15 protein-coding genes and 2 pseudogenes are annotated in these 14,863 nt (G+C 61.8%); 8 read left to right on the top strand and 9 right to left on the bottom strand.

Going from position 1 to position 14,863, the window contains the following annotated elements:
• The first annotated feature begins 40 nt into the window (after positions 1 to 40).
• Positions 41 to 913: a 3-mercaptopyruvate sulfurtransferase gene (gene sseA / locus C6Y62_RS08575; RefSeq protein WP_173953605.1), complete on the top strand. Its 873-nt coding sequence runs from the start codon at positions 41 to 43 to the stop codon at positions 911 to 913.
• Positions 914 to 1,043: 130 nt separating this feature from the next.
• On the opposite strand, the gene C6Y62_RS08570 is transcribed toward sseA, so the two are convergent.
• Together C6Y62_RS08570 and C6Y62_RS08565 are read right to left on the bottom strand one after the other, a co-directional pair.
• The gene (locus C6Y62_RS08570) at positions 1,044 to 1,226 is read right to left on the bottom strand and encodes a Rieske (2Fe-2S) protein (protein ID WP_068458944.1); all 183 of its coding nucleotides are present in this window, start codon (positions 1,224 to 1,226) and stop codon (positions 1,044 to 1,046) included.
• 233 nt (positions 1,227 to 1,459) lie between these two features.
• On the bottom strand, positions 1,460 to 2,002 hold the full coding sequence (locus C6Y62_RS08565) for a peroxiredoxin (protein WP_173953604.1): 543 nt from the start codon (positions 2,000 to 2,002) through the stop codon (positions 1,460 to 1,462).
• 240 nt (positions 2,003 to 2,242) lie between these two features.
• Here C6Y62_RS08565 and C6Y62_RS08560 point away from each other — a divergent pair, with 240 nt between their 5' ends.
• On the top strand, positions 2,243 to 3,517 hold the full coding sequence (locus C6Y62_RS08560; RefSeq protein ID WP_173953603.1) for an APC family permease: 1,275 nt from the start codon (positions 2,243 to 2,245) through the stop codon (positions 3,515 to 3,517).
• A gap of 123 nt (positions 3,518 to 3,640) precedes the next feature.
• Here C6Y62_RS08560 and C6Y62_RS08555 read toward each other — a convergent pair whose 3' ends face one another.
• Entirely contained in the window at positions 3,641 to 3,979 is a 339-nt protein-coding gene (locus tag C6Y62_RS08555; protein ID WP_157066516.1) for a hypothetical protein, read from the bottom strand.
• Between the two features lie 305 nt (positions 3,980 to 4,284).
• Between C6Y62_RS08555 and C6Y62_RS08550 the strand changes: the two genes are divergently transcribed.
• Positions 4,285 to 4,809 (top strand): YceI family protein, encoded by a 525-nt coding sequence (locus C6Y62_RS08550; protein WP_246274527.1) that lies wholly within the window; start codon positions 4,285 to 4,287, stop codon positions 4,807 to 4,809.
• Positions 4,810 to 4,826: 17 nt separating this feature from the next.
• Here the strand turns inward: C6Y62_RS08550 and C6Y62_RS08545 are convergent, their stop codons facing one another.
• Both C6Y62_RS08545 and C6Y62_RS16415 read right to left on the bottom strand, forming a co-directional pair.
• A complete protein-coding gene (locus tag C6Y62_RS08545) occupies positions 4,827 to 5,132 on the bottom strand; it encodes a polyhydroxyalkanoic acid system family protein (protein ID WP_068458940.1) in 306 nt (101 codons plus the stop codon).
• 128 nt (positions 5,133 to 5,260) lie between these two features.
• Positions 5,261 to 5,485: pseudogene (locus C6Y62_RS16415) on the bottom strand (plasmid stabilization protein); the annotation flags it as partial.
• Here C6Y62_RS16415 and C6Y62_RS08540 point away from each other — a divergent pair.
• Positions 5,486 to 5,767: pseudogene (locus tag C6Y62_RS08540) on the top strand (DUF763 domain-containing protein); the annotation flags it as partial.
• 84 nt (positions 5,768 to 5,851) lie between these two features.
• Here C6Y62_RS08540 and nagA read toward each other — a convergent pair.
• The 3 genes from nagA to C6Y62_RS08525 all read right to left on the bottom strand — a co-directional run bounded on the left by nagA (position 5,852) and on the right by C6Y62_RS08525 (position 8,752).
• Positions 5,852 to 7,027 (bottom strand): N-acetylglucosamine-6-phosphate deacetylase, encoded by a 1,176-nt coding sequence (gene nagA, locus C6Y62_RS08535; protein WP_173953600.1) that lies wholly within the window; start codon positions 7,025 to 7,027, stop codon positions 5,852 to 5,854.
• A complete protein-coding gene (locus tag C6Y62_RS08530) occupies positions 7,024 to 8,055 on the bottom strand; it encodes an SIS domain-containing protein (protein WP_173953599.1) in 1,032 nt (343 codons plus the stop codon). The genes nagA and C6Y62_RS08530 overlap by 4 nt, the downstream gene beginning before the upstream one ends.
• Positions 8,056 to 8,176: 121 nt before the next feature.
• Positions 8,177 to 8,752 (bottom strand): hypothetical protein, encoded by a 576-nt coding sequence (locus tag C6Y62_RS08525; RefSeq protein ID WP_173953598.1) that lies wholly within the window; start codon positions 8,750 to 8,752, stop codon positions 8,177 to 8,179.
• Positions 8,753 to 8,985: 233 nt separating this feature from the next.
• Here C6Y62_RS08525 and C6Y62_RS08520 point away from each other — a divergent pair, with 233 nt between their 5' ends.
• The 3 genes from C6Y62_RS08520 (at position 8,986) to C6Y62_RS08510 (ending at position 10,060) form a co-directional block, all read left to right on the top strand.
• Positions 8,986 to 9,267 (top strand): ElaB/YgaM/YqjD family protein, encoded by a 282-nt coding sequence (locus C6Y62_RS08520; protein ID WP_173953597.1) that lies wholly within the window; start codon positions 8,986 to 8,988, stop codon positions 9,265 to 9,267.
• 41 nt (positions 9,268 to 9,308) lie between these two features.
• Positions 9,309 to 9,533: an ElaB/YgaM/YqjD family protein gene (locus C6Y62_RS08515; RefSeq protein ID WP_068458893.1), complete on the top strand. Its 225-nt coding sequence runs from the start codon at positions 9,309 to 9,311 to the stop codon at positions 9,531 to 9,533.
• Between the two features lie 119 nt (positions 9,534 to 9,652).
• Positions 9,653 to 10,060, top strand: a complete 408-nt coding sequence (locus C6Y62_RS08510; RefSeq protein ID WP_173953596.1) for a hypothetical protein — start codon at positions 9,653 to 9,655, stop codon at positions 10,058 to 10,060.
• A gap of 60 nt (positions 10,061 to 10,120) precedes the next feature.
• Here C6Y62_RS08510 and C6Y62_RS08505 read toward each other — a convergent pair whose 3' ends face one another.
• On the bottom strand, positions 10,121 to 11,725 hold the full coding sequence (locus tag C6Y62_RS08505; RefSeq protein ID WP_210258033.1) for a GTPase family protein: 1,605 nt from the start codon (positions 11,723 to 11,725) through the stop codon (positions 10,121 to 10,123).
• 325 nt (positions 11,726 to 12,050) lie between these two features.
• Between C6Y62_RS08505 and pepN the strand changes: the two genes are divergently transcribed.
• Complete coding sequence (gene pepN / locus C6Y62_RS08500) at positions 12,051 to 14,708, top strand: aminopeptidase N (RefSeq protein WP_173953991.1); 2,658 nt, start codon at positions 12,051 to 12,053, stop codon at positions 14,706 to 14,708.
• The last annotated feature ends 155 nt before the right edge of the window (positions 14,709 to 14,863 follow it).

Below are 14,863 nucleotides of genomic sequence, written 5' to 3'. Positions count from 1 at the left end.
TCCGAACCGAATTCTCAAACTCGTCTAAAGAGAGGGCAACGTGCAGGAAAGTGCGAAGAAGTGGATCGTCGATACCGATTGGCTCGCCTCGCATCTCGATGCCCCGGATCTGATCGTCATGGACGCAAGCTGGCACTTGCCGACGGCAAACCGCGATCCCAAGGCTGAGTATCTCGCCGAGCATATTCCCGGCGCGATGTTCTTCGACATCAACGATCTGACGGATGAAAAATCGACACTGCCCCACATGCTGCCTTCGACGGTGAAGTTCGCCTCGCGCATGAAAAAGATGGGCGTGGGCGATGGCATGCGCATCGTGGTCTATGACACCCACGGGCTGTTCTCGGCCGCGCGCGCGTGGTGGACATTCCGCGCGATGGGCCACGAGGATGTCGCCGTGCTCGATGGTGGTCTGAAGAAGTGGAAGGCGGAAGGCCGTCCGCTGGAAGATGGCACGCCTGTTCGGCGTACTGAGCGCCATTTCACGCCGCTGATGAACTCATCGCTGATCCGCGATGTTGACGACATCAAGCAGGCTTTGAAAAAGCGCACGCAGATTGTCGACGCCCGCCCTGCGGCACGGTTCGAAGGCGCTGAAGCAGAACCCCGGCCCGGCCTGCGTGCAGGCCACATTCCGGGCGCCCGCAGCGTGCCTTCGCAGACTTTGATCAACGCCGATGGAACGCTGAAGACTGAAGCAGAAATCGGCAAGATCTTCGCTGATGCCGGCATCGACTGGCGTCAGCCAGTGATCACCACGTGTGGATCGGGCGTTACGGCATCCATCCTGTCGCTCGCGCTGGCGGTTCTCGGTCAGAACCAGGCCGCTGTCTATGATGGCAGCTGGGCCGAATGGGGCGCCGATGAAAGCCTGCCGATTGAAACCGGCCCAGCAAAAGAGCTGACGACCTGATCGCGGCGCGACGTGCTTAGCGGTCGCGCGACGCACATCGATGCAAAAAACAAAAGCGCTCCGTAACGGGGCGCTTTTTTATTTCGGGCTGATTTGCGCTTCCGATGTAACGATCCGAAGCGATCACGGTCTAGCTGGTCGCCTTCTGTTCCAGATGCGCGAGAATGGCGCGGGCCAGATCTGCCGCCTGCTCCGCCGGCAGATCGATTGCGGTCACTTCGCCCAGCTCATCAACGAAAATTGCAATCTGCCCGTGGCCACGCTCTGTCACTTCGATAGAGCCACCCGGAGTCTGGCACGCGTAAATCGCCATTCTGCCCTCTTCGACATTCGTTCTGTTCGATTGGAAGCGCACCACCTATGCGACCGGAGCGGCAGTCGACAAGCCCACGCTTCAAGATTGGTCAAAACCTATGGCCGTTCGCAGCATTGCGAAACCTATAGCTGGCCAGATCGCAAAATTATGACTGCTTATGGCTTCGCAGATCGAGTGCCGCTCCGGCCACAACCGCTCAACCGCACCGCTCCAAAGCGGCGCGAAATCCGTTAATTTGCCTGCCCCGACTTCCACTTTTTCACCGCTTCCAGCGTCTTTTCGACGTGGCCGTGCGCATCGGGTGATGTGTGTTCGAGAATGACGCGGCCGTCGGGGGCGATGACATAGGAAATGCGATTGGCGTATTCGGGCCGATGCGGCATCACCGCATCATAAGCCTGCATGATCTTGCGGTCGGCATCGGAAGCAACCGGAAACTTGCCGCGGCATTCGCTGGTCGAAAAGCGGTTCAGAGTTTCGATGTCGTCACCGCTCATGCCGATGACACTTGCGCCCTGCGCTGCAAACTCGTCCATCGCTTCGGCAAACAGATGTGCCTCAAGCGTGCATCCGCGCGTGAAGGCGGCGGGATAGAAGTATAGCACCACCGGCCCTTTCTTCAGCGCATCCGCAAGCGAAAAATCGAACTCCTTGCCGCCCAAGGATGCGCGAGCAGAAAACTCCGGTGCAGCCGCGCCGGTCTTCAAGGCTGCATGTGCAGGCGCTGCCAGAAACATCGTAACAAGAGCTATCGCTGCAAGGTGAAAACGCATTTCTGGACCTCTCTGTTTGCAGACCATGGCTGTGCTTGTTGCCCGTGCCATGTCGGTTACGACTGACGGGAACAGCATCAGCGAAAAGGCGGCTGCGCCGCTACGCATAGCCTCCGGCCTCTGGGTGACAATGATATGCGTCAGCCCCGCCGGAAACAAATATCACCGTGATCAGGCCGCCATCGCTATAGTTTGTCGAAGAAATTGCACCCGCTGCAACGAGCACCGACGGAGAAACTATTGGCAGGCGAGACCGCACCCGACACAGCCAGCCCATCCGAACCCCGGCTGCGGCGGTCCCTTGGGCTAACCCTGAGCGTTCTTTACGGTCTAGGCGTCACCATCGGCGCGGGCATCTATGTGCTTATCGCGCCCGCCGTGGCCCGCGCCGGAGCGCATGCGCCTTTATCGTTTCTACTCGCCGCACTGGTGATGGTGCCCTCCGCCGCGGCGTTTGCCGAGCTTTCCTCGCGCATGCCGCGTAGCGCCGGCGAAGCAACCTACGTGCGGGCTGGCCTGCGCTCCGACATGCTGGCGCGCCTCGTGGGGCTGCTGGTTGTAGCCATCGCCGTCATTTCCGCGGCAACGGTCAGCCGCGGCAGCGCTGGCTACATATCGGTGTTTCTGGACATCCCATCAGCGGCCATCGTCACCGCCGTCGTGGTGCTGCTGGGCGCGCTGACGGCATGGGGCATCAAGGAATCGGTGACGTTCGCCGGCGCGATGACCATCGTCGAGGCTGGCGGTCTTGTGCTCATCATTGCAATCGGCGCCGCCTTTCACACGCCGGAACTGTTCGAGCGTTTGCCCGAGGCATGGCACGGCCTTGGCGACGCCAAGGTGATGTCCGGCATATTCGGCGCGGTGCTGCTGGCGTTCTTCGCCTTCACGGGCTTTGAGGGGTTGGCCAATCTGGCCGAGGAAGTGAAGGACCCGGCGAAAACGTTGCCGCGCGCCATCTTCCTCACCCTGGTGATCGTCACCGTGCTTTACATGAAGGTTGTATGGGTGGCGCTGATCGCCGTACCCCACACCGAACTGGCATCCTCCGACGCGCCGCTAAGCCTGGTCTACGAACGCGTCACCGGCGCGCCGCCGGGCGTCATCACCGCCATCGCCATCGCGGCGACGATCAACGGCATCGTTGTGTTTATGGTCATGGGCTCACGCGTCATCTACGGCATGGCCTCGCAGGGTCTGCTGCCTGGCTGGCTGGGAGCGGTGAATGGCCGAACCCATACGCCGGTTCTCGCAACCGCAATCGTTGTGGTGCTGGTCTTGGCCCTGGCGCTGGCATTCCCGATTGAGAAGCTGGCCGAAGCCAGCTCACGCGTGACGCTGGTAGTGTTTGCCTTCGTCAACGCCGCGCTTCTCAAGCTGAAGCTGGACCGCGTGCCGGCTCCGGAAGGCTGCTTCACGGTTCCAATCTGGGTGCCGGCGGCCGGGTTTGCTGTCAGCCTCGGCCTGCTCGCAATCGAGTTTTATGCCAGCGGCGGCGCCAGCGGCGGCGGGTGATGGCGTCCCGGCGCACCTCCCCACCCGCACATAAAAAAACGGCCGGGCGAGGACCGGCCGTTGAGCAACATTTGAGTGTTAGTCAGGAAGCGATCGTCATCCCAATGAACGCGCACACGATGGTCAGTCTCGTCCGGCGCGGCTGCGCGGAACCACCCACGGACGCTCGTCAAAGCCCATGCTGGACGGGTTAAGCCGGCTTGCACCGCGGTACATGTCGCCGCTGAACTGCAGCCCAGTACGTGCCGTGCCCTCGGCAGCCTTGCTTTCGGCCAGGCCAAGCTGGCTGCGCAGGTCCGTATCAATGCTGACGCCCGACGAACCGCCGCCAACGTCCGGCGCAAAGTTTGCCGAGCCACTGCCTTCGTGCCCGCCGCTCTGCTGCACGTCGAACGCCAACGCCGGAGACGCCAACAGAGCAACAGCTACGATGGCGGCGCCTAGGGTCGATGCTGTTCGCATGAATCCTCATCCCCTCAACAAATCGAGCTTCGATTGTGCCGCCAATATTGGGCGGCCGCACGGCAAGGCTAGCACGGCAGTGCCATTTCCCGTGGGCATGTAGCAGAACCGCAACAACATGCACCGATGATCGCTCTAAAGTTAAGGCCTGACGGCCGCTGCCAGCTTAGCGCGAGCCGAGACCATAGATGTACGTCTAGCAGTATCGAGGAGATCCACCGTGACCGGACGGGGCATTTCTTTCGCAATTCCAGCCGTTCTCGCATTGGCATGGGTGGCCGCTGAGGCAGGCCCACTCGCCAGCCTTGCAGACACCGAAGCTAACCCTGCACCAGCGCCAATCACAATACGTTTTCGATGCCAGCAGCACCGACGTGCGCTTTTTCTATCGGACGCCGCTCTCCAAGGGACATGGCCGGTTCAGCGGTGTGACGGGAACGGCCATCATCGACGACAGCCGGCCGGAAGCGACTTTCGTCGAAGCAAGCGTACCCACCGCATCGCTGCAGGCTGATTCCACATTGGCGATGCGTGCCCTGCGCGGGCCGCACTTCTTCAGCATCACGCATCACCCGCACATCAACTTTCGCGGCACCGATCTCCGCGTCACCGGCCAAACAACGGCGCAGATGAGCGGCCTGATCACGGTGCGCGGCATCACACGCTCGGTGCTGCTGGATGTGCATCTGGCGGAGCCAAAGCCTTCCGGCGCGCGCACGTTGCGGGCAAGCACACACATCCACCGGTCTGATTTTGAGATGACGGCCTACCCGAAGTTGATCGGTGAAGCGGTCGAGATTGAAATCACCGCCAGGCTTCTGCCGCGCTGAGATCGATCGCCTGTCGCCTATTTCTTCTCAAGCAGGGCCTTGGTGCGCCCGAGCAGAACAGTCTTCAGCGGCTCCCACAGCTTTTGCAGCAGGCCCGGCAGCATCACTTCGATCCGCACCGCCTGATCCAGCACCTCAAGCGATCCGGGCACCGATTGCCCCAGCGCACGCACCGTGAACGCCATCCGGTCACCGCTCCAGGGTTGCGGGTCGACCGCGACGAGATTGCTTTGCGGCAGATTATGCATCCCCTCACGCAAGCGGCGAACGGCCTCTTCACGCGAAAGCGTGTGCGGGATGGATACAATCAGCGGCGCGGCCATGGCTTACCTTCGCGCGCGGTGCCTGAGCAGCCAGAGGCAGCCGCATGACGTTCAACAAAGCGGCATTCCAAACAGATATGGGCTGGCGTGCCGGGCTGCTGAACACATGGCGGCTGACTGGCCCGCGGTCAAGCGGCCGCGCGGCGCTTGCGAGTTGCGGCGGCCTTTTTAGCGGAAGTTGAACGGGCCGCAGCCGATCCCGCTGGCGATGGTTGGCGCGCCGCAGAAGCCTTGCCGCCCAGGCTGCCGCCCTTACGCGCTGCGGGCCGGCCAGTCGATTTGCCCCGACCCGAACCGCCCGGATTTTTGCCGTCGCCATCATCCTTATTGACCGTCGCCCAGGCGCGGCGCTCAAGGACGGACATCCCTTCCCGGTGCAGGTGAAGGTCTATGACGAAACCCTGCGCGTGCTCAAAAGTGCGGTAGAGCGCGCCCGGCTCGGCAACGACGAAACGATGGCTGCGCTGCGTCGGCTGGATGCGCAGGCGCGCTTGCTGGAAGGTGCTGTCAGCGGACCGTCACTTGATGCGTTCGTAGCGCAGGAGCGCTCTGCCAGCATCGAACTGGAAGGTCGTTCGGTGTTCGGATGGGAGCACGAACGCGCAGCGGGCACACGCGGTTTTGCACGCCGCTAATGCGCCCATGCCGTAGTCGCAAGCTGTATCGAAGCAGCGGCATGGCTCATGCCATAGCATCTGCCCGCACGTCTTGTGCCTCCGTCAACCCGTTGCGGCTTCCTGCTCCGCCATCTCGTTCGGAACGCCGGCGACCCATGTTTCCAGCACATCGACTTCGATGGGCTCGAACGCAACCATGTCGGCGCGGAAGCCTGGAGCAAGGCGCCCCAACACGGTTCCAAGCCCCAGAAATTCCGCCGGCTCCGTTGAGGCAAAACATAGCGCTTTCGTCAGCGGCACATGCAGATCGCGCACGGTATTGCGCACACAGCTCGCCATATCGATTGCCGCGCCAGCAAGCGTTCCATCCTCGCGCGTGCAACGGCCATCGCGCACCGTGATCTCATTGCCATAGAGCGTGAAGCTGCGCCGTTTGCCGCCAACCGGGGGCATTGCATCGGTCACCAGCATCGGGTGTCCGTAACCGCGCAGCGCAAGCCGCAATACTTCGGGGTTTACGTGCACGCCATCGACAATCATCCCGAACCATGCGGCCGGAGCTTCCAGCGCGGCCGTGATGGGCCCGGGTTCGCGGCTGCCGATGGGGCGCATCGCGTTGAACAGATGCGTGAAACCGGTCATGCCGGATTGCAGCGCCGCCTGCGTTTCATCGTAGGTTGCCATCGAGTGCCCGAGCGAAACGCGCACACCCGCCTGCGATAATGCGGCGATGAATTCCAGCGGCACCTGCTCGGGTGCTAACGTCACCAGCACGTTGCCTGCGGGCCAGCCCGTCAGTAGTTCCAGGTCGGCGGCGTCGGGCTTACGGAACATCTGCGGATTGTGCACGCCCGGTTTTCCCGGCGACAAAAACGGCCCTTCAAAATGGATGCCGAGCACGCTCGGATTGTCAGCCGCCGCAGCCTGTGCGGCCAGCATGGCGGCGCACATCTTGTCGTGTGTGTCGGAAATGAGCGTTGGCAGAATGCCGGTGGTGCCATAGCGGCGATGTGCGGCTGCGATCGTGTTGATGGCGGAAGCGGAAGGCGCATCGTTGAACAGCACGTCACCGCCGCCATTCACCTGCACGTCGATGAAGCCCGGCGCCAGCCATGTATCGCCGCCAAGCTCCAGCACGGGCATAGACGACGGCAGCGAATCCGTCGGCACCACATCAGCAATGTGCGCGCCTTCGATCACAACGGCGTGGTCGGGAAGAACGGCGACACCATCGAAGACATTGGGAGCGGCAACAGCATGGCGCGCATTTTTCGTCATAGCGTACTCGTCACCTTGTTGAGATGGCGCGGCCGATCGACATCAATCTCTAGCCGCTGCGCAAGTTCCACCGCCATCGCGTAGAACGATTGTATCAGGCAGATGGCGTCAGTTTCGGGCTGATCGGGCGGCAAAACGGGCAGCCGGCCAGGCGCTTTTTCACCCGGCTCGGCGACGAACAGTTCCGCCCCCATTCGCCGAAGCTTGATTGCAAGCTCATCCATGCCCGGCGCAGCGGCGTCGGTGGGCTTGAACATGATGATGGGATATTCGGCCTCAACCAGCGATACCGGGCCGTGCATGAACTCCGCGCCGCTGAAGGCTTCCGCATGGCGGCTGCAGGTTTCTTTCAGCTTCAGCGCCGCTTCGCGCGCTATGCCGAGAGTTGAGCCGCGCCCAATGGTGACAAGGCTCGGCGCTTCAGCCAGTGACGGCAGCGCCGTGCTCCAGTCCAGGGCTGCCGCCTCAACGAGCCGTTCCGGCAAGCGATCAAGCGCCGATTGCAGGTGTTTGTCGCCCGACCATTGCGCGGTCAGACGGGCCAGTGCAGCCGCCGTGGCGATGAACGTTTTCGTTGCAGCGACGCTGCGTTCCGGCCCGGCGCAAATCGGCAGCACGATGTCGCACATATCTGCCAGCGGGGAGTCTTCAGCGTTGGTGATCGCGACCGTCAGTGCGCCCGATTTTTTCGCGCTCTCCGTCAGTGCCAGCAGATCGCTGCTGCGCCCGGACTGCGAAACAGAAAGCACCATTTGATCCTTGAGCTTGAGGCCAGCGCCATAAATGCTGGCGATGCTGGGCGCCGCCGGAGAAACCGGCAGGCCGACATAACGCTCAATCAGATGCTTGCCGAATGCGGCGGCGTGGGCCGAGCTGCCGCGCGCGCACGTTACCACCACCTGCGGCGGACGGCTGTTGAGGCGCGCCATCAGTTCCGCCAATGGCGCCGCCAATGCCTGCTGCTGCTGAAAAACGGCTGTCGGCGCTTCGCTCAGCTCCTGTGCCATCAGCACGTTGGTATCACCCATGGCCCTCACCTTCACCGCACCGTAGCGCCATGCAACGCTTGCTTTCGCGACGGTCTGGAAAGCTATGCTATGGCATCAGAGACGGAGCCCGGGTTAACGGCCACGATCGGATCAATTGTAACTATTTTCGACCGTTTCCATTTACCTTTTTCCGTGCACCGAGCGCCCATTCAGCGATCTTGTCGAACGCGTTGCTCATTGGCCCGGTCGGATCGGCATGCGCTAACTTCGACAGCACCCGTTCAAACGACGACGTGTCGGGCATCGAGGGCATTGATGGCACATGCAGGCGGGAAACCGCGCTGCTGAGCTGATCCGCTAGATTGTTAAGGTCGGCGCGCGTCACGTTTGGCACCCAGCGCTCACGCAAAGTCTTTTGACGCGGTGCGCGCGGAACCAATGCCACTGCAAGCAGCGCACCGAGGCCTGCGGCCAGCGCCATCGAGATAACAGGCTGACTGCGGATCGACTGCTGAACAGTATCCACATGGGGCTTCACCGCTTCGGCCGCCGCCGACGCCGCTGCCCGGCTGCGCTGCTCCACAATCGTTGACACTTCGTTTGCGAGTGATGCGAGGCTGGCGCGCAGATCGGCGATCGTTTCAGCACTTTCTGCGCCGCCTGAGCCGGCCTGCGTTGCCTTACCGCTTGCGGTGTTTTTCGCCTCGTACTCTGCGTGTTTTGCAGTGTTCGCCATGGGACTCGGCTCCTCTTCCGCGTCAGCCCCAACGGGAGCGGACAACCAGATTACCTGTTTAATCGGTGTGCATTTGAACGTTGCGGTTGACTGATCGGTTCCTCACCGGCGTCCGCACACCCCACCAGACAAAACCCGGGCTCGCGGAACCGGGATGTTACCGCCAACGTTTTGCGAAGGTCTTTCAGTTATGGTGTTTGCCGCCGGTAAATTCCGGCAACAGGAGGTTGTCCATGCAGTTTTCGTCCAATCGCTCACCCGACGATCCGAACGACCGTTCGGCCGCCGCAGACGCCAGCGATAGCTTGCAGTCGCTGCGCGATGACATCGCCAGTCTGGCCGATTCCGTTAAACGTCTGGCTTCGGAGCAGCTCGGGGCCAACATGGAGCAGGTGCAGGACAAGGCGAAGGAAAAGCTCGGCGACGTTGAGACCGCCATTCGCAAGAACCCGACCCAGGCGGCGTTGATCGCTGCGGGTGTCGGTTTCGTTATTGGTCTCTTCATGACGCGCTAAGCGCGATCGCCCCCAACCTCATTCAACGGACAGGAGCAACCATGGCTTCCTATTCTGAAAACAAATTCGGCGCTGAGGCCGAACGCAACATTCGCGGCGCAGCCAATGCGGCTCAGGACAAAATCCACGAGACCGTCGAGCACGCACAGGCCGTCGCACAGGAGCAATATGATCGCGTTGCCGATCACATCCGCCGCAAGCCGTTGCAGTCTGCCGGCATCGCTGTCGGTATCGGCTTTGTGCTCGCCCTGCTGGCCCGGCGCTAGAGCGTAATCGCTTCTCTTTGAAAAGCGACGCTGCTCTAGCCTTTGATGAGACCCATGATTGACGCTTCGGACTGACAGGGTCCGAAGCAATCATGGTCTAAACGAGTTCGGAGACTGAAATGATCGGCGACGCCGTTCTCTATGCCGCAAGCCGCGCGACACATACCGCCATCGAGAACGTATCCCGGCGCATCACCTGGACGGTGATCGCCTGCGTCTTCTTTCTCACAGCGCTGATCCTCGGCATTCTGGCCGCTTATCTTTTATTGGAACCCGAACTGGGCAAACTTGGCGCTGTTGCAGCTCTCGCCGGAGCATTCTGTATCTTTGGCGCTCTGGCGATTTCGGTGCCGTGGATCGTTGATCGCTTTCATCAATATCAGCACGATCACAACACACCCGCACAGAATATCGCTCAGGCCGTTGATGACGAGGCGCACAACGCGGTCGATTATTTCGGCGCTTTGCAAACTGTCGCCACGGCATTTCTGTTTGGGCTTGGTGCCGCCCGCAGACTGCGGCGTTGATGCTCGGAGCGCGCGGCGCTGTGCTAGCGCGTTTCCAACCTCAATCCAGCAAAGGCTATTCTACTTACGTTTGAACACGCGCGGCAGCATGGTCCGCGCCGCCGTTCGCGCCGCATTGCCAGCCTGCCCCGCAAGCCGTTTGGCGCTCCACCGGGGCGCGGCATCTTCCATCAGCCGCAACAACTGCGCCTGCCGTGCGTCGGGCACACGCGCAGCGATGCGCTGCGACAGCTGCTCGATGTTGTAGGGCGGAAATTGTGGTGCAAGGCTGACGGGCACGACATCGTTTTTCGGCACACCCAGGCCTTCGGCCACCTTGCGCACCATTTCAACGACGCCTGTTTCCGTGAGATCGATGTCGTCGTTGGACAGCGGCACACGGCGCATCAACCGGTCGGCATGGGTGAGTGCGACAACGATCGGCGGCTGGCGGCGATGCGGCCGGCCGGTGAAATGCTTGCGGATTCCTGTGAGGGCGGCCAGATCAAGACGTCCGTCGGCTTTATCAGCCGAGATCGCCCACACGATGAGATCGGCGTCGCTGCCGCGATCGGCGAAACTCTGCTGCTCCTTTTCGCTGGCGCCAACGCGCGGACTGTCGATCACCATTGCGCCGCTAAGGCCTTGCAGCTCCACCTCGTAGGCCTGAAAATTGCGCGTCCCGCCCGGCGCATCGACGATGGCGCGGACCTCCTTGGACAGCGCATTGATGAGGCTGGATTTACCCGCTCCCGCCTGCCCCGCCACCAGAATGCGTAGCGGCTCGGCGCGCGTCAGTTCCCGGCTGCGATCGCGCAGCGTAGAGGCGCTTACATGGCCAGAAAGCTGCGTCTCGGAAACGCGCAACCGTCCACCATAAAGATCTATCGCAGCACGACCGACTTCACGCACATAGGCGGTGGAAAGCTGGCGCGCGAGCTGATCTTTCACGTTGGCATAGAGATGTTTGGTAATCTGCTCGCGTGCTTCCTGCGCCGCCGCCGTGATTGGATTTGCCAACCGGATGAGACGCCAGAGGTCATAAGCCTTCGAAGCAACGCCGATGGCCGAACGCCAGCCATAGACCTTCATCACCTGGCCAACCGTGAGCTGATCGCCAAGCGGAATATTCTCGACCACAAACGGACGCAGATCGCCGCTGACCCGCTCAACGAGAGCCAGGGCTTCAGGAATTGTAAACTTCCACAGCGGGTCGCGATCCTGCGGATGGATCTGGCGCGCGACCGCCTCGATGGTCCGCAGGCCAAGGTTCAGCACCGCATCGCGGTCGGTCAGCTCTGCCGGCTTCACCGAAGCGGCAATGGCCTCGACGGCCGTCCACGCCGCCTGCTCGCGCACGGTCCATGACGGATCAGGCGCGACGGACTGCACTTCGGCCTCAGCGGCGAATTGCGCCTCCGGTGTCTTCTCAAGTGAGCGGCGCAACAGGATTGCCTGCACCGAGAACGCCAGCAGACTGAGAAGAAAGGCGGCGGCCATCCAATAAAGTGCCCAGCCTCGCTCCCAGAGCCAGAGCCAGCCGAGCGGCAGCAGGGACGCCATCGGCAGCAGCAACGCCGAAAACAGCATCGCGCCGCGCAGATAGAAAAAGGCCTTGCTGCGCGGACGCCGACGTTTGCCGCCGACGCCAACATCGCCCGAACCTGTCTCCTGCCGGTCGCCCATGCTCATTTCTTCTGCTCAGTCCCGCGCACAGCTGCCCGCTTCTGGTTATGCGAAACGTGCCCACCCCGGTAAGGTAGGTAAACAATCGGCAATCACAAACAGGGTCCTCGGATTGCGCACAGCCGATTGGAGATTACGTCACCGGCTGTTAACGCTGCCACCAACTCATCGCGGCTTTACGTCATGAGGCCGGCAAATGAGCCCGCCCGGTCATGACGCGCTAAGCCGTGCTGCGTATAGTGATGCGTTGGAATTTAGCCGCAGATGGAGCCTTCCGCACCACCTTGGTTCGGATGCCGCATATGCCGGCTTGAGAGTGAGAATGATGAAACGCGATACGACTGCTCCGACCGTCCACCTCAAGGACTATCGCCCGCCCGCCTATCTCATCGATCGCGTCAATCTAGATATTTCGCTCGATCCCACCCGCACTGAGGTGAAATCGCGACTGTCGGTGCGCGCCAACCCCAAGGCTGCCGTCAAGCGCGGGCCGCTGCAGCTCGATGGGCAGCATCTGGAACTGGGCGACATCAAGCTCAACGGACGCGCGCTGACGAAGAAGGACTACAAGCTCACCGATACGTCGCTGACGCTGACCAAACCGCCGGTGAAGCCGTTCACCCTTGAAATCACGACCTACATAAATCCTGACGCCAACAAGGCGCTGTCGGGCATCTATCGCTCGAACAATGTCTACTGCAGCCAGTGCGAAGCGCAGGGCTTTCGCCGCATCACCTATTTCCTCGACCGACCCGACGTTCTGGCAACCTATACCGTGCGGCTTGAGGCCGACCCGGCCGCGGCCCCGGTGCTGCTGTCAAATGGCAACCTGCAGGAGCGCGGCATGATCGACGGCGGCGCCCGCCATTATGCGATCTGGCACGATCCGCACCCCAAGCCGTCATATCTGTTCGCCGTCGTGGGTGGTGATCTGGCGCCGATCAGCTCGACGTTCCACACCATGTCCGGCCGCAAGGTTGATCTGGCCATCTATGTCGAGCACGGCAAGGAAGGCCGCGCCGCCTGGGCCATGGATGCCCTCAAGCGCTCGATGAAATGGGATGAGGAGCGGTTCGGCCGCGAATACGATCTTGATGTGTTCAACATCGTCGCCGTTTCGGATTTCAATCTTGGCGCGATGGAAAACAAGGGCCTCAACATCTTCAACGACCGCCTGGTGCTGGCCTCGCCGGAAACGGCAACCGACACCATTTTCGAGGCGATCGAAAGCGTCATTGCGCACGAATATTTCCACAACTGGACCGGCAACCGCATCACCTGCCGCGACTGGTTCCAGCTGTGTCTGAAGGAAGGCCTGACGGTTTTCCGCGATCAGGAATTTTCCTCAGACGAGCGCTCGCGCACGGTGCAGCGCATTGTCGACGTCCGTCAGTTGAAGACACATCAGTTCGCCGAGGACGCTGGACCGCTGGCCCATCCGGTGCGTCCGGAGAGCTTCGTCGAGATCAACAACTTCTACACGGCTACCGTCTACGAGAAGGGCGCCGAGCTGGTGCGCATGATCGCGACCATTCTGGGCGCTGACGACTTCCGCAAGGGCATGGACCTTTACTTCGACCGTCACGACGGCGAAGCGGCCACCGTCGATCAGTTCCTCACCTGCTTTGAAGACGCCAGCGGCATCGACCTTAGCCAGTTCAAGCTTTGGTATTCGCAGGCTGGCACGCCGGAAGTCATCGCGCGACTATCTTACAACAAGAATCGCAAGACCGCCGATCTGGAGCTTGAGCAGATCGTGCCGCCCACCCCGGGGCAGCCGAACAAGAAGCCGATGCACATTCCGGTGCGCGTCGGCCTGCTGGGCGCCAACGGGCATGACATCGACCTGAAGCTGGAGGACGGCAGCACACCGCGCGACGGCGTCATCGACCTCACCAAACGGCGCCAGCGCTTCCGTTTTGTCGACGTGCCATCCCAGCCGGTGCCGTCGCTGCTGAGGGGCTTCTCCGCGCCGGTCAACATCACCGTCGATCTGCCCGACACCGACATTGAGCTGCTGATGGCAGCCGATAGCGACCAGTTCAACCGCTGGCAGGCGGCGAACAGCTACGCGGCGCAAACCCTCGTCGAGGCGGTGCGCAACATGGCTGCCGGCAAACGCGCATCCGGCCGCGGTCTGCGGTACGCGCGGGCGTTGGGCGCTGCACTCATCGATGGCGATCTGGAACCGGCCTACCGCGCCGAGTTGCTGAAGCTCCCGACGCAAGCGGATGTTGCACGCATCATCGGCAAGGATGTCGATCCGGCACTGATCCAGCGCGCGCACCGTCAGCTCTCCAAACTGGTCGGGCGCACGCTCGGGCCGCAACTGGAAGATCTTTACCGCCGCATGGCCGTTAAAGGCCCGTTCTCGCCGGATGCAGCCAGCGCCGGCAAACGCGCACTGCGGAATGCCGCCCTGACGCTGCTGACCGCGCGGGGCAGCGAGGACGACATCAAGCGCCTCGCCCGCCATTACGCCAAAGCCACCAACATGACGGACCGCGCCCACGCGCTGCATCTGCTTGCTGCCAAGGGCGGCACTGAAGCCAAGGCCGCGCTGGCCGACTTCTACGACACATGGCACGACGACAATGTCGTCATCGACACCTGGTTCGCCGTTCAGGCGCAGTCGCCGCTGAACAGCACCATCACGCGCGTGCGCGCCCTCACCCAGCATCCGCTGTTTTCACTCACCGCACCCAACAAGGTGCGCGCACTGGTCGGCACATTCGCAGCCGGCAATCCGGTGCAGTTCAACCGTCCTGACGGTGCCGGATATGCGTTCCTGGTCGATCAGGTGCTGGCGCTGGATCGCCTCAACCCCCAGATCGCTGCCCGCATGCTCGGAGCGTTGCGTTCCTGGCGGTCGCTTGAAAGCGAGCGGCGCGCCAAGGCACGCAAAGCCCTGCAACGCATCGCCCGCACCAAATCACTATCCTCTGACGTGCAGGAAATTGCGTCGCGAATCCTGGATGGCTGATGCAAGAAAAATTCCTAGCATCGAAGGGCTTATTCAGCCTCGACAGCCGATTCGCGATGGTGTGAACTGTAGTTGGTGATTCGGGGTTCGCAGGCCTTCCGGCCGGCGCAAAACATCAGACATTCAAACCGGGGGTAAGGGATGGCGTGGACAAC

The sequence above is a fragment of the Hyphomicrobium sulfonivorans genome, from assembly GCF_013306565.1.
GTDB lineage: Bacteria > Pseudomonadota > Alphaproteobacteria > Rhizobiales > Hyphomicrobiaceae > Hyphomicrobium_A > Hyphomicrobium_A sulfonivorans.
The sequence above is the reverse complement of the archived record's forward strand: the minus strand, read 5'-3'. Positions and strand labels throughout refer to the sequence as shown.